General features: G+C 52.9%; 14 protein-coding genes, 1 tRNA gene and 1 pseudogene. 9 read left to right on the top strand and 7 right to left on the bottom strand.

The genetic code is table 11. The features are described 5' to 3' along the window. Positions 1-63: 63 nt before the first annotated feature. Both ribA and Q3O06_RS02265 read right to left on the bottom strand, forming a co-directional pair. Entirely contained in the window at positions 64-657 is a 594-nt protein-coding gene (ribA, locus tag Q3O06_RS02270; RefSeq protein WP_301817430.1) for a GTP cyclohydrolase II, read from the bottom strand. After that, positions 650-1,324 carry a hypothetical protein gene (locus Q3O06_RS02265; RefSeq protein WP_301817428.1) on the bottom strand — a complete coding sequence of 225 codons (675 nt, stop codon included), beginning with the start codon at positions 1,322-1,324 and terminating at the stop codon, positions 650-652. Before Q3O06_RS02265 ends, ribA begins: the two co-directional genes overlap by 8 nt. Positions 1,325-1,474: 150 nt before the next feature. On the opposite strand from Q3O06_RS02265, the gene Q3O06_RS02260 reads away from it, so the two are divergent. The 4 genes and pseudogenes from Q3O06_RS02260 (at position 1,475) to Q3O06_RS02245 (ending at position 3,154) form a co-directional block, all read left to right on the top strand. Next, positions 1,475-1,559 (top strand) — tRNA-Leu (locus Q3O06_RS02260). A gap of 153 nt (positions 1,560-1,712) precedes the next feature. Next, positions 1,713-1,922, top strand: coding sequence for a helix-turn-helix domain-containing protein (locus Q3O06_RS02255; protein WP_301673322.1), 210 nt, complete (start codon positions 1,713-1,715; stop codon positions 1,920-1,922). A gap of 148 nt (positions 1,923-2,070) precedes the next feature. Beyond that, a pseudogene (locus Q3O06_RS02250) lies at positions 2,071-2,556 on the top strand (hypothetical protein); the annotation flags it as partial. Positions 2,557-2,707: 151 nt separating this feature from the next. Continuing rightward, positions 2,708-3,154 (top strand): hypothetical protein, encoded by a 447-nt coding sequence (locus tag Q3O06_RS02245; protein WP_301817427.1) that lies wholly within the window; start codon positions 2,708-2,710, stop codon positions 3,152-3,154. A gap of 86 nt (positions 3,155-3,240) precedes the next feature. Here the strand turns inward: Q3O06_RS02245 and ruvB are convergent, their stop codons facing one another. From ruvB to Q3O06_RS02225, 4 genes are all read right to left on the bottom strand, one after another. Then, complete coding sequence (gene ruvB / locus Q3O06_RS02240) at positions 3,241-4,272, bottom strand: Holliday junction branch migration DNA helicase RuvB (protein WP_301817426.1); 1,032 nt, start codon at positions 4,270-4,272, stop codon at positions 3,241-3,243. Between the two features lie 81 nt (positions 4,273-4,353). Further along, positions 4,354-4,662: a hypothetical protein gene (locus Q3O06_RS02235; RefSeq protein ID WP_301817425.1), complete on the bottom strand. Its 309-nt coding sequence runs from the start codon at positions 4,660-4,662 to the stop codon at positions 4,354-4,356. 119 nt (positions 4,663-4,781) lie between these two features. After that, positions 4,782-6,035 (bottom strand): multifunctional CCA addition/repair protein, encoded by a 1,254-nt coding sequence (locus Q3O06_RS02230; protein ID WP_301817424.1) that lies wholly within the window; start codon positions 6,033-6,035, stop codon positions 4,782-4,784. Between the two features lie 71 nt (positions 6,036-6,106). Beyond that, positions 6,107-7,735, bottom strand: a complete 1,629-nt coding sequence (locus Q3O06_RS02225) for an ABC-F family ATPase (protein ID WP_301817421.1) — start codon at positions 7,733-7,735, stop codon at positions 6,107-6,109. A 148-nt stretch (positions 7,736-7,883) separates the two neighbouring features. On the opposite strand from Q3O06_RS02225, the gene Q3O06_RS02220 reads away from it, so the two are divergent. The 3 genes from Q3O06_RS02220 (at position 7,884) to recR (ending at position 10,546) form a co-directional block, all read left to right on the top strand. After that, complete coding sequence (locus Q3O06_RS02220) at positions 7,884-8,237, top strand: arsenate reductase (RefSeq protein ID WP_003750380.1); 354 nt, start codon at positions 7,884-7,886, stop codon at positions 8,235-8,237. A gap of 86 nt (positions 8,238-8,323) precedes the next feature. Next, positions 8,324-9,862 carry a SurA N-terminal domain-containing protein gene (locus tag Q3O06_RS02215; protein ID WP_301817419.1) on the top strand — a complete coding sequence of 513 codons (1,539 nt, stop codon included), beginning with the start codon at positions 8,324-8,326 and terminating at the stop codon, positions 9,860-9,862. Positions 9,863-9,928: 66 nt separating this feature from the next. Beyond that, on the top strand, positions 9,929-10,546 hold the full coding sequence (recR, locus tag Q3O06_RS02210) for a recombination mediator RecR (protein WP_301817527.1): 618 nt from the start codon (positions 9,929-9,931) through the stop codon (positions 10,544-10,546). A gap of 55 nt (positions 10,547-10,601) precedes the next feature. Here the strand turns inward: recR and Q3O06_RS02205 are convergent, their stop codons facing one another. Next, a complete protein-coding gene (locus Q3O06_RS02205; protein ID WP_192888269.1) occupies positions 10,602-10,880 on the bottom strand; it encodes a hypothetical protein in 279 nt (92 codons plus the stop codon). Positions 10,881-11,105: 225 nt separating this feature from the next. Here Q3O06_RS02205 and Q3O06_RS02200 point away from each other — a divergent pair, with 225 nt between their 5' ends. Continuing rightward, positions 11,106-12,353, top strand: a complete 1,248-nt coding sequence (locus tag Q3O06_RS02200) for a lipoprotein-releasing ABC transporter permease subunit (protein ID WP_115118895.1) — start codon at positions 11,106-11,108, stop codon at positions 12,351-12,353. Further along, a complete protein-coding gene (gene lolD, locus Q3O06_RS02195) occupies positions 12,346-13,041 on the top strand; it encodes a lipoprotein-releasing ABC transporter ATP-binding protein LolD (RefSeq protein WP_301673330.1) in 696 nt (231 codons plus the stop codon). The genes Q3O06_RS02200 and lolD overlap by 8 nt, the downstream gene beginning before the upstream one ends. Positions 13,042-13,057 lie beyond the last annotated feature (16 nt).

Below are 13,057 nucleotides of genomic sequence, written 5' to 3'. Positions count from 1 at the left end.
TCAAGGTATGGAAACCTGTTTCCCGAAAGGCGGCGCAGGATGCCCGTTCCCTGCATCTTTGCCTTATTCCGACATCAGATGTCCCAGCTTGTCTGCTTTGGTTTGGAGATAACGCTCGTTTTCCAGATTTTCCCCGACGTGCAGGGGGATGCGTTCGACCACGTTAATCCCCGCATCTTTCAGGGTTTGGATTTTTTCGGGGTTATTGGTCAGCAGTTTGACCGAGCGGATGCCCAGATATTCATAGATATATTGCGCCAAACGGAAATCGCGGGCATCGACGGGCAGCCCGAGTGCTAAATTGGCTTCGACGGTATCCATACCTTGGTCTTGCAGATGATAGGCGCGGATTTTGTTAATCAGCCCGATGCCGCGCCCTTCCTGACGCAGATAGACGATGATGCCGCGCCCTTCCGCCTGAACAGCCTTCATTGCCGCTTCCAGTTGCGGCCCGCAGTCGCATTTTCTCGAGAACAGCGCGTCGCCCGTCAGACATTCGGAGTGGATGCGCGTCAGAACCGGATTGCCGTCTGAACAATCGCCGACGGTCAGCGCGACGTGTTCCTGCCCGTTTGCCTCTTCAAAACCGTGCATCGTAAATACGCCCCATTCGGTCGGCAGGCGGCAGGAAGCGACATAGCTCAATAATTCAGACATTTTCAGCTCCCTCTGCGGCAGTGATGCCCAAAAGCTGCTTCAAAGGTTCGGACAAAGCCAAGGCAAGAGCCACCCATTCCGCCTGCGCCGCCTCATCCGCACAACCGGCTTTTTCAAATTCGACGTGAACCACACCCAGCACGCCGCCGCTCTCCGTACAAACGGGAATGGAAAGCTGCGCCGCCGAAGCATGATTGCGTTCTCCCGAAAGCTCTCCCAAATCCAACCAACGGCGCACATCCGAGGCAATATTCATCCAACCGCTTTGCGCCGAACGGCAGGCAAGCGAAACATCGGCAACATTTTCATCCAGCTCCCATATGTTTTCCAAACCTTCTCCCTGTTGGGACAGGCAAACCAGCCGGAGGGCGGCGTTTTCAGACGGCATCAGGGCATAGACCGCCGCACTCCGCACGCCTGTCGAGCGCGAAAACACCGAATCCAAAGCCATGAAAAGCCGTTTCAGACCTTCCTCATTTCCACTGTTTTGCTCCAAATAATCGGCAAGCCTCCAATCCTCATGCTCACGCCACAAAACCGAACGGTCAATCGAAGCCGTCCCCATATCCATTACCGTCTGCACCGTCAGATACGCCGCCCGAACCTCGTCAAGCGGCAGCTTCAAACCCTGAGTCAGCAGAAAATCCTTAATCAAAGCAGCAGGCATACCCAAATTCCGTCAACAAAAACAAAAAACCGCCGGATTCCGATAGCAGGCGGGCGAAGGGCGGATTTTACCGCCGCCAAGCATAAGCCTCAACTATTACGCCCAAAGCCTTGTGCAATCGGACAAAATCTGTATAATCACCATCCTTATGCGGACGTGGCGAAATTGGTAGACGCACCAGATTTAGGTTCTGGCGCCGAAAGGTATGAGAGTTCGAGTCTCTCCGTCCGCACCATTAATAATAAATAAATCAATTACTTAAAACACATTGGGACAATTTAGGGACGCAAAATACAGGCCACCTGATTTAATCAGGTGGCTTTTTTATCGGGCTTAGATAAATTTAAAACCATATAAATCAGAATCTTGCAATATATTCAAAAACCTCTTGCATTACCGTGAAAACATCGGTTACACGCCAAACAACCTGAAGGAATTGCGCCACAAGTACGGCTTGATGCAAGAGCGGGTTGCCGAGATTACGGGCGTAACTTTGGCGACGGAACAAAAGCGGGAGGTGGCAATGGGTTTGAAAGCGCATTGCGATATGCCGCACACGCATTGGTTGGTTTTGTTGGAATATTTGGGGAATCTTTAAATTGGTTTTGTTTGAATAACATCGGAACAATGCCGTCTGTAAACAAATTTTCTTCAGACGGCTTTTTATTTGCTTTTGGAAATGGTTTGTCGGTGTGTTTTTTGTGTAACTTATATGTGAATGGAAAAGGTGAGAAGAGGGTTGGGCAATGAATGATTTGGTTAGATACGATCCGTTGGAACACGGGCAGCTTGCTGGAGGGTTGAAGAAGTATCGCGACTTTACTGAAAAAGATGCGCGAGAGGCTTCCGATGATTGGGCGTTGACGCGCGGGTTTAAAAATTCTGCATGTTCGGTGCGTATGGCGTGGAATGCTTTTACGCGCGATACAGAGGAACTCAGCCAACTGAAGGCTGAGGATATGGATTATCGGAAGATTCATGAGGGGCATAAGTCTCAGACTCGCAGGGAGCTTGGCGTGGCTTGGCATAAGGGCGAAGGTGTCGGCGCGGTGGACAAGGCGACGATGAGGCTTGGCGGCGGTATTTTGAATATGGGCAGGAAAGCCGCCGAGAAGGCTGTATTGAAGAAAATGGGCGTTGCGGCGGCTAAGGGAATGCCTGAATTTGCGGCTTTGGCAGCTAAGGAGTCCGTCAAGGGCGGATTGGGCGGTGCGGCACGGCACGCGGCGGCTTTGCACGAGTTGCGCGGCGTGGTGGCGCAGTGGAACAGGAAGCATTCGAAGCGTGCCATTAAGTCGGAAAACATTATGGCGGGCGTGAGGAACCGGCAACGGCGCGTTGCGGGGGCGAAAGACGGCATTTATCTGCCGGACAAGCACTCGGATGCGCGTACCGACGGCGGTTTTGCCTTCGGGCATTGAGGAAGTCCTGAACCTGAAAATGGTTCGGGCTTTTTTTAGGCGGTTGAATGCCGCCGATACGGTTGGTTTAATGGGTTTTTTAACGGAAAGGTACGGTATGGCTAATACACTTTACGATACTTCCCGCCAGATGTTCTTGGAGGGGCAGTTGAACTGGGCGGATGATACGGTCAAGGTCGCTTTGGTGGATACCAATGCTTATACGCCGAATGTGGCTCCCATGAGCATACCGACGATAAACATGCAAACAACCTTATTTCAATGGATGTATATCAGTATATGGCAAACGGTTTTTCTTCAGGCGTTACCATCGGCGCATCAGTCGGTACTGCAGTTGTCAGTATCAAGTCCGAGCAGTACGGAATTTTGCGAATCCTGCATTCTGCAACGGATAGGGTACAAAACCTGATAAAAAATACATGCCGTCTGAAGCTGTTGCAGACAAAGGGGATGATATCCGACTTTGGTCGGCGGTTCGGTTTCAGACGGCATGGTTTATTTTTCGACGGGCAGCCCGAAATGCAGGTAGGCGCGTTCGGTCGCCATCCTGCCGCGCGGGGTGCGTTGCAAAAAGCCTTGTTGGATGAGGTAGGGTTCGATAACGTCTTCGATGGTGTCCGTAGATTCGCCGATGGCGGCGGCAACGTTGTCCAAACCGACGGGACCGCCGCCGAATTTGTGCAAAACGGCTTCGAGGAATTTCCTGTCCATCACGTCCAGCCCCTGCGCGTCCACGTCCAGCATGCTTAAAGCGGCATCGGCGACGGCGGCATCGATCGTGCCGTTGTTTTTCACATCGGCGAAATCGCGCACGCGGCGTAACAGGCGGTTGGCGATGCGCGGCGTGCCCCGGCTGCGTTTGGCGATTTCTTCCGCGCCTTCTTCGGACATATCGAGCTGCAACAGTTGTGCCGAACGGCTGACGATGGTGGCAAGGTCGCGCTTTTCGTAAAACTCGAGGCGGGAGACGATGCCGAAGCGGTCGCGCAACGGATTGGTCAGCATACCGGCGCGGGTGGTCGCACCGACAAGCGTGAAGGGCGGAAGGTCGATTTTGACGGAACGTGCGGCAGGACCTTCGCCTATCATGATGTCGAGCTGGTAGTCTTCGAGCGCGGGGTAGAGGATTTCTTCGACAACAGGGCTGAGGCGGTGGATTTCGTCGATGAACAATACGTCGTGCGGCTCGAGGTTGGTCAGAAGGGCGGCAAGGTCGCCTGCGCGTTCGAGGACAGGGCCGCTGGTTTGGCGCAAATTTACGCCCAGTTCTTTGGCGATGATGTGCGCCAGTGTGGTTTTGCCCAGTCCGGGCGGACCGAAAAGCAAAACATGGTCGAGTGCTTCGCCGCGTTTTTTGGCGGCTTGGATGAAAATGGCGAGCTGCTCTTTGGCTTTATGCTGCCCGATGTAGTCGTCCAGCGTTTTGGGGCGGAGGGCGCGTTCGAGCAGTTCTTCCTGTGCGGAGGCGGTTTGGGCGGCAACGATGCGTTGCGGTTGCGCGGCGGTCAGGTTGTCGGTTTGCAGCATAATGTTCCCTTTGTCGGGTATGCCGTCCGAACGGTCGGCGGCGTTTCAGACGGCATTGGAAAGATAACGGTCAAAAGCGTTTTATCCGCGCGTTTCGCGCCAAACAAGATAGTCGCGCAGGGGCGGCATAGGCGGGTTGATGCAGTGTGGGCAGATGCCTGTGGTGTCTTCGTCGTCGCTGTCGATGTGGTAGGCGTTGGGGTCGAAGCGGATTTGCTGCATCACCGCCTGCGCCAATGCCTGCGCCTGAACAACGTCAAAATTGAATTTTTCGAGGATTTCGTTCAATAGGCGGATTTCGCCACCGCTAAATTCCGCACTATGTTTGAGGATGAGGCGTTGGTAATCTTCGTTGTTGATTTTAGGCAATAAATCGGTTTGTAGGGTCATGATTTTATGTTGGGAACGGAATGGCTGAAGAGTGAATTATAGCGGATATGGCGGCGGCTGTTTTAAAGCTTGGATTGGGTATCGTCCTTAAAACTTTAAAAGTGGCTGCATTGGGCGTTTTAATGTTTTTCCGTCTTTTCTTGCTCCGTCCGAAATGCTTTTTGTAATGGGGTAATTTCTGTCAGTCGCGCCCGATCGATTTCTTCGGCGATAAGGTGCGCTTTTCCCTGCGCGCGGCATTCGGCGGCGATTTTGCCCGAATCCGCCTGATTGGCGGCTTCGAGCAGGGCGAGCCAGTGCGCGCGTTGCGGGTAGGGCGTGTGTTCGCGGTTCAGACGGCCTTGCGTGTCGGCAATGCAGACGTTCAATGCCGTCTGAAAACGCTCGGGACGGCGGAAGGCATCGGTTTTTTTCAATACGTTCAGAATGGTTTGGCTTTTAAGCTGTCCGACTTGGTGGAAAATAATGTGCCAACGGCAAACCAATTCGGCAAGCTCGGCGCAATGTTTCGGCGCGCGCAGCCGCTGATTGACTTTGCGCACGGGTTCTACGCCGTTGATGTCGTGTCCGTGGTGGCGCGGCAGGATGTCGGGCGGCGTTTTGGCTTTGCCCAAGTCGTGCAGCAGGGCGGCATAACGTTCGGGCAGGCTCAAACCCATATCGGCGGCGCGTTGCAGCGTCATCAGGGTATGGATGCCGCTGTCGATTTCGGGATGGTAGTCTGCACGTTGCGGCACGCCGAAGAGGGCGTCGACTTCGGGTAGCAAGACTTTGAGCGCACCGCATTCGCGCAACACTTCAATCATCCTACTGGGATTTTTCTCCATCAAGCCTTTTGCCAATTCCTGCCAGACGCGTTCGGCGACTAAAGCGTTCACTTCGCCGTTTTCCACCATTTTCCGCATCAGCTTCATGGTTTCTTCGGCGATTTCAAATCCGTAGCGCGCGGCAAAGCGGGCAGTGCGCAGGATGCGGACGGGGTCTTCGTCAAAGGCGGGGGAGACGTGGCGCAAAATGCCTGCCGCCAAATCCCGTTGTCCGCCGAAAGGGTCGATAATCTTGCCGTCTGCATCTTGCGCCATCGCGTTGATGGTCAGGTCGCGGCGCATCAGATCCTGCTCCAGCGTAACGTCTTTGTCGGCGTGGAAACTGAAACCGGCGTAACCTTTGGCGGTTTTGCGTTCAGTGCGGGCGAGGGCGTATTCTTCGTGCGTTTCGGGATGGAGGAATACGGGAAAATCTTTGCCAACCGGCTGGAAGCCTTGCGCCAGCATGGTTTGCGCGTCTGCGCCGACGACCACCCAATCGCGGTCTTTGACAGGCAAGCCCAAAAGATAATCGCGGACGGCACCGCCGACGAGGTAAGTCTGCATATGCTTCCTATTTTAAAGTTATCAATAATGCCGTCTGAAGAGGCTTCAGACGGCATTGTTTCAACAGGCGGTTATGCTATGCCTTTTTTCTCGAGATAGCTTTCGTAATCGCCCAAGTAATGTTCGTAGCCGCCTTTGCCGTCCAATTCGATGATTTGGGTTGCCAGGGAGGAAACGAACTGACGGTCATGGGAGACGAAAATCAGCGTGCCGTTGTATTTTTCCAGTGCCATGTTCAGCGATTCGATGCTTTCCATGTCCATATGGTTGGTCGGTTCGTCCATCACCAAAACATTGGGTTTCAGCAGCAGCAGTTTGCCGTAAAGCATACGGCCTTTTTCACCACCGGAGAGAACCTTCACTTTTTTTACCACGTCGTTGCTGCCGAAGAGCAAACGCCCCAAAGTACCGCGGATGACTTGTTCGTCGTCGCCTTCCTGACCCCATTGGCGCATCCATTCACTCAGGTCCATATCGACGTCGAAGTCGTTTTCATGATCTTGCGGATAGTAGCCGACACTGGCTTTTTCCGCCCATTTGATGCTGCCTTCGTCCGGCAACAGGCCGTCTGAATATTTGGGGTTGTACGCGCCTGCCAAGAGTTTCAGCAGGGTGGATTTGCCCGCGCCGTTCGGGCCGATGATGGCGAGGCGTTGGCCTGCTTCAAGGATGAAGTTCAGGTTTTTGAACAACTGGGTTTCAAAGCGTTTCGCCAGTTTTTCCACTTCTACCGCCTGACGGTGCAACTTGGCTTTTTCGTCGGCTTCAAAACGGATATACGGGTTTTGGCGGGTAGAAGGTTTGACTTCGACCATCTCCGATTTGATTTTGTCTGCCTGTTTCAGACGGCTGGTTGCCTGACGGGCTTTGGATTTATTGGCAGAGAAGCGGGCGACGAACTCTTGCAGCTCTTGCAGTTTCTCTTTGGCTTTGGCGTTGTCTTTCAGGGCGCGCTCACGCGATTGGGCGGAAGCGAGCATATAATCATCGTAGTTGCCCGGATAGATGGTGATGGTGTTGTAGTCCAAATCCGCCATGTGGGTGCAGACTTCGTTCAAGAAGTGGCGGTCATGGCTGATGATAATCATCGTGGAGTCGTATTGGTTCAACACGCCTTCCAACCAGCGGATGGTATTAATGTCCAAGTTATTGGTCGGTTCGTCCAAGAGCAATACATCCGGTTTGGAGAACAGGGCTTGCGCCAGCAATACGCGCAGTTTGAAGCCCGGGGCGACTTCCGCCATGGTCGCATTGTGCAAATCTTCAGAAATACCCACGCCGCTCAACAATTCGGCAGCGCGCGCTTCGGCGGTGTAGCCGTCGTATTCGGCGAACTTGGCTTCCAGTTCGGCGGCTTTCATGTAATCGTCTTCGGTGGCTTCGGGATTGGCGTAAATCGCATCACGCTCGGTCATCGCCGCCCACATTTCGGTATGCCCCATCATCACCACGTCCAGCACGCGCATGTCTTCGTAGGCAAACTGGTCTTGGCGCAATTTACCCAAACGCACGCCGTTTTCAATTGCGACTTCACCGGCCGTCTGTTCCAAATCGCCGCCGAGGATTTTCATGAAGGTGGATTTGCCCGAACCGTTCGCGCCGATCAAGCCGTAGCGGTTGCCTTCACCGAATTTGACGGATACGTTTTCAAACAGCGGCTTTGCGCCGAACTGCATGGTAATGCCGTTGGTAGAAATCATTACTGGTAAAACCTTATATTGGAAAGAGATTAATTTTTCAAATTTTCGGATTGTAACATAAGCGCACTGCCGTCTGAAACAGACGGGCAAATTTTCAGACACTTATAGTAAAATATCGGTTTTATTATTTCAGGCAAAAGGTTTCCAAATGATAGTCCTTCATGGCATCCCAAATTGCGATACGGTCAAAAAAGCTAAAAGCTGGCTTGCCAAATATGGTATGGAATTTGAATTTCGGGATTTTAAAAAACAGGCGCCTTCCGAAGCGGAAATCCGCCTGTGGCTGGAGCAGGTGCCTTTGGAGATACTGCTCAACAAACGGGGGACCACATGGCGCAGACTTGATGCACTGATGCAGGAGGAAGCCCTGTCTTCAAGGGAAAGTGCGGTCAGGATAATGTCCGAAATGCCAAGCCTTATCAAACGTCCCGTACTGGAATACGGCGGAAAGGTTCATGTCGGTTTCAGCGATGAATCTTATCGAGAGATATTCAAACGTTAATTAAGCCTTCGTGCAGACGCGTATAAAAACCGTTACAATACGGAATCTATATTTCCCAACCCCATTCCATATTCCGATCTGAAAATATGTTCCATTCCATCGAAAAATACAGAACACCCGCCCAAGTCTTATTAGGCCTGATTGCATTAACTTTTGTCGGCTTCGGCGTCAGCACGGTTTCACACCCCGGTTCCGATTACATCGTCCAAGTTGGGGACGAAAAAATCAGCGATCATTCGATTAATGTCGCCATGCAAAATGAACAGGCTGACGGAGGCAGCCCGTCACGCGATGCCATATTCCAATCCCTGCTGCAACGCGCCTATCTGAAACAAGGTGCAAAACTGATGGGTATTTCCGTTTCCCAGGAACAAATCAAACAGATTATTGTAGACGATCCTAATTTTCACGATGCAGGCGGCAAATTCAGCCATGCCCTTTTGAGCCAGTACCTTTCGCAACGCCATATATCGGAAGACCAGTTCGTCGAGGAAATCCGTGACCAATTCGCATTGCAGAATTTGGTAAACCTTGTTCAAAACGGTGTCTTGGTCAGCGATGCCCAGGCGGAGCAACTGGTCAAACTGACCCAGGTTAACCGTACTATCCGTTCGCATACTTTTAACCCCGACGAATTTATCGCCCAAGTCAAAGCGTCTGAAGCCGATTTGCAGAAATTTTATAATGCAAACAAAAAAGACTACCTGCTGCCGCAGGCAGTCAAATTAGAATATGTCGCATTGAATCTGAAAGACTTTGCAGACAAACAGACCGTCAGCGAAACAGAAGTGAAAAATGCGTATGAAGAGCGCGTGGCGCGTTTGCCGGCAAATGAAGCCAAACCTTCTTTCGAGCAGGAAAAAGCCGCCGTTGAGAACGAATTGAAAATGAAAAAGGCGGTTGCCGACTTCAATAAGGCAAAAGAAAAACTGGGCGATGACGCGTTCAACCATCCTTCCTCGCTTGACGAAGCCGCCAAAAACAGCGGTTTGAAAGTCGAAACCCAAGAAACTTGGCTGAGCAGGCAGGACGCGCAAATGTCCGGACTGCCTGAAAATGTAATCAATGCCGTATTCAGCGACGACGTATTGAAGAAAAAACACAATTCCGAAGTGTTGTCTATCAATAATGAAATCGCGTGGGTCGTCCGCGCCAAAGAAGTCCGCGAAGAAAAAAACCTGCCGTTTGAAGAAGCCAAAGATGCGGTGCGTCAGGCTTATATCCGCGCCGAAGCCGCCAAACTTGCCGAAAACAAGGCAAAAGAAGTGCTTACCCAACTGAACGGCGGCAAGGCAATTGACGTGAAATGGTCGGAAGTGTCCGTTTTGGGCGCGCAGCAGGCAAGGCAGTCTATGCCGCCCGAGGCTTATGCGGAACTGCTGAAAGCAAAACCGGCAAACGGCAAACCCGCCTATGTCAGACTGACCGTCCTGCCGGCTCCCGTGATTGTCGAAGTACAGGCTGTAACCCCGCCGGATGATATCGCCAACAGGCTTCCTTCTGCAAAACAGGCTTTGGCGCAACAGCAGTCTGCCAATACCTTCGATCTGCTGATCCGCTATTTCAACGGCAAAATCAAACAGACCAAAGGAGCGCAATCGGTCGACAACGGCGACGGTCAGTAATTGACACTTTTGTTGACAACATAACGGTCGGAATATTCCGACCGTTTTCCCATATGGCAGAGTATGATGAATTCCAAAAAGCAAGATGCCTTCCAAAGGCTGATTGGTGCGCTGAAAGTATTGCCCAACGTCGGGCCGAAATCGGCACAGCGGATGGCGTACCATCTGTTGCAGCACAAGCGCAAAGAGGCTGAAGAGCTGGTGGATGCCTTGCAGACGGCATTGAAGCAGGTTCACCATTGCGCGAGGTGCAACACGTTTTGCGAAGGCGGATTGTGCGATATTTGTGCCGATGAAACACGCGACAGGCGGCGGCTGATGGTGGTGCATATGCCTGCCGACGTGTCGAATATGGAAGCGGCAAATTGCCACGACGGGCTGTATTTCGTCCTGATGGGGCAAATCAATACGGCACTGGGAATGGACGTATCCGCCATCGCATTGGATAAGCTCGCCGAACGGCTGAAAAAAGAAGAAATCGAAGAAATTATTATTGCAACCGCTTTTACCGCAGAAGGCAATGCGACGGCGTATGTCCTGTCCGAGTTTTTTAAAAACCTGCCTTACAAAGTCAGCAGGCTGTCGCAGGGTATTCCCTTGGGCGGCGAATTGGAATATGTCGATGCGGGAACGCTGGCGCAGGCGGTGTACGAACGTCGCCTGATTAAAGAAGGCGGGGCGTAACGCCGCCAATGCAAAATGCCGTCTGAAGCCTTCAGACGGCATTTTTCCGGGCGGTTTACTTGCAGTTGAGCCCTTGAATCTGCAACGCGCCTCCGTTGCCGACTTTGAACACGCACTGCGTCGCGCTGCTGCCGGAAACGGTAATGCTGCCGCTGCTGCCGTTCAGGCTGACGGGTTCCTTAACGCCCATACCAACTGCCGTTGCCGCCAGCTTTTGCGCGTCGGCTTCGGAATAAGGCGTGTTGTTGGCATCGATTTTGATTTCTTTGGCATAGGCTGTCGAAACAGTAAAAACGGCAACAGCACACAAAGCGGAGATTTTCCTGATATTCATTGTTTTCCTTAAAGAAAAGGTTTTGTTTCAAGAGAAGGATAGGGCAGTTTGGCACGTTGTGCAAGTTTTCCGCCCTGTTTTTCCGAATTTGCCACATACCTCGTCTTTATTTGCACAGCCTGCCGTTCGGACGCTGCCGGGGTTTTACGGTACAATAAACTTTTGCCGCCGCCCCCAAACCGCCGTCCGGGGCGGCACGTTTGCAGACATTTTTAAGGTAGCGTTATGTTTTCTCTAGAGGCTTGGATAGGCTTGAGGTATCTCAGGGCGAAAAAGCGCAACGGCTTTATGTCGTTTATCACGATGGTTTCGATTGCCGGAATCGCCTTGGGCGTAACCGCGCTGATTGTCGTCTTGTCGGTTATGAACGGCTTTCAGAAAGAAATACGTGGGCAGCTCCTGAATGTCGCACCGCACGCCGAAATCGGCTATATCGACAATACGGATACGGATTGGCGCAACCTGCTTCGGTTTACCGAAAACCGCAAAGGCATTTTGGCTGCCGCGCCCTATGTTTCCAATCAGGCATTGCTGGCAAACGCGGGCGAAATCAGGGGCGTGCAGATGCGCGGCATTTTGCCGTCTGAAGAACGCAAAGTGGTGGAATACGGCGACAAAATGCCGGCAGGCAAGTTTGAAGACCTGATTCCGGGCGAGTTTGACATTATCCTCGGTGTCGGTTTGGCGGAGGCTTTGGGTGCGGAAGTCGGCAATAAAGTTACCGTCATCACGCCGGAGGGTAACGTTACCCCCGCCGGAGTCGTACCGCGCCTGAAACAGTTTACCGTGGTCGGTCTGGTTAAGACGGGCGTTTACGAAGTGGACAACTCATTGGCGATGACGCATATCCAAGACGCGCGCGTACTGTACCGCTTGGATAAGGAAGTTGCGGGGCTGCGGCTGAAACTCGCCGATCCGCAAAACGCCCCCGCCTTGACGGCAACACTGATTCCGGAGGCGCAAAGGGATACGGTTTGGGTGCGCGATTGGACGTTCAGCAACCGAAGCTATTTTGAGGCGGTCGAGTTGGAAAAACGGATGATGTTCATCATCCTGACGCTGATTATCGCCGTGGCGGCGTTCAACCTTGTCTCTTCGTTAGTGATGGCGGTTACGGAAAAGCAGGCGGACATTGCGATTTTGCGGACTTTGGGTCTTTCCCCTGCCGGCGTGATGAAGATTTTTATGGTGCAGGGCGCGTTTTCAGGCTTTTTCGGCACGCTGGCGGGTGTGGTCTGCGGCGTGCTTTTGGGTTGGAACGTCGGCAGGGTCGTGGCGTTTTTTGAAAACCTGCTCGGTGTCCACCTCATCAATTCGCAGGTTTATTTTATCGACTACCTGCCCAGCGATGTTGATATGGGCGACGTTGCCCTGATTGCCTGCATTTCCTTGGGACTGTCTTTCGTGGCGACGCTCTACCCGAGCTGGCGCGCGTCAAAAACCCAACCGGCGGAGGCTTTGCGTTATGAGTGAGTTGATTTTGAAATGCGAAGGCGTGGGCAAACGCTATCGGGACGGCGGTTTGGACGTTCGGGTGCTGCACGGCTTGGATTTGGAAATCCGCGCGGGGGAAAGCACCGGCATCATCGGCTCTTCGGGCAGCGGAAAATCGACACTGCTGCATATTTTGGGTGGGCTGGATATGCCGTCTGAAGGCAGGGTGCTGCTGATGGGTGAGGATTTGCGTGCCTTAAACCAGCGGCGTTTGGGCGATTTGCGCAACCGCCATCTCGGTTTTGTGTACCAGTTCCACCATCTTCTGCCGGAGTTTTCCGCGCTGGAAAACGTGATGATGCCTTTGCTGATTGGCAAAAAAAACCGTGAAGAAGCTGCGGAGGCGGCAATGGCGATGCTGGAAAAGGTCGGACTGAAGCACCGTTCGGCGCACCGCGCAGGCGAACTGTCCGGCGGTGAGCGGCAGCGTGCCGCCATTGCGCGCGCCTTGGTTACGCAACCAAAATGCCTGCTTGCCGACGAGCCGACCGGCAATCTCGACCGGGCAAACGCAAGGAATGTTTTGGATATGATGCTGGAACTGAAAACGGAATTGGGGACAGGGCTGGTGGTCGTAACCCACGACGACGAACTTGCCGGCCGCTTCGGGCGCGTTATGGAGATGAAAGACGGCAGCCTGCACCCCAAACAGGGCGCAAACGCCTAAACAGCAGAAACAACAC

The organism is Neisseria maigaei (assembly GCF_958267405.1).
GTDB classification, from domain to species: domain Bacteria; phylum Pseudomonadota; class Gammaproteobacteria; order Burkholderiales; family Neisseriaceae; genus Neisseria; species Neisseria bergeri.
Note: the sequence above shows the minus strand (reverse complement) of the source record. Positions and strands in the feature narration are given on the sequence as shown.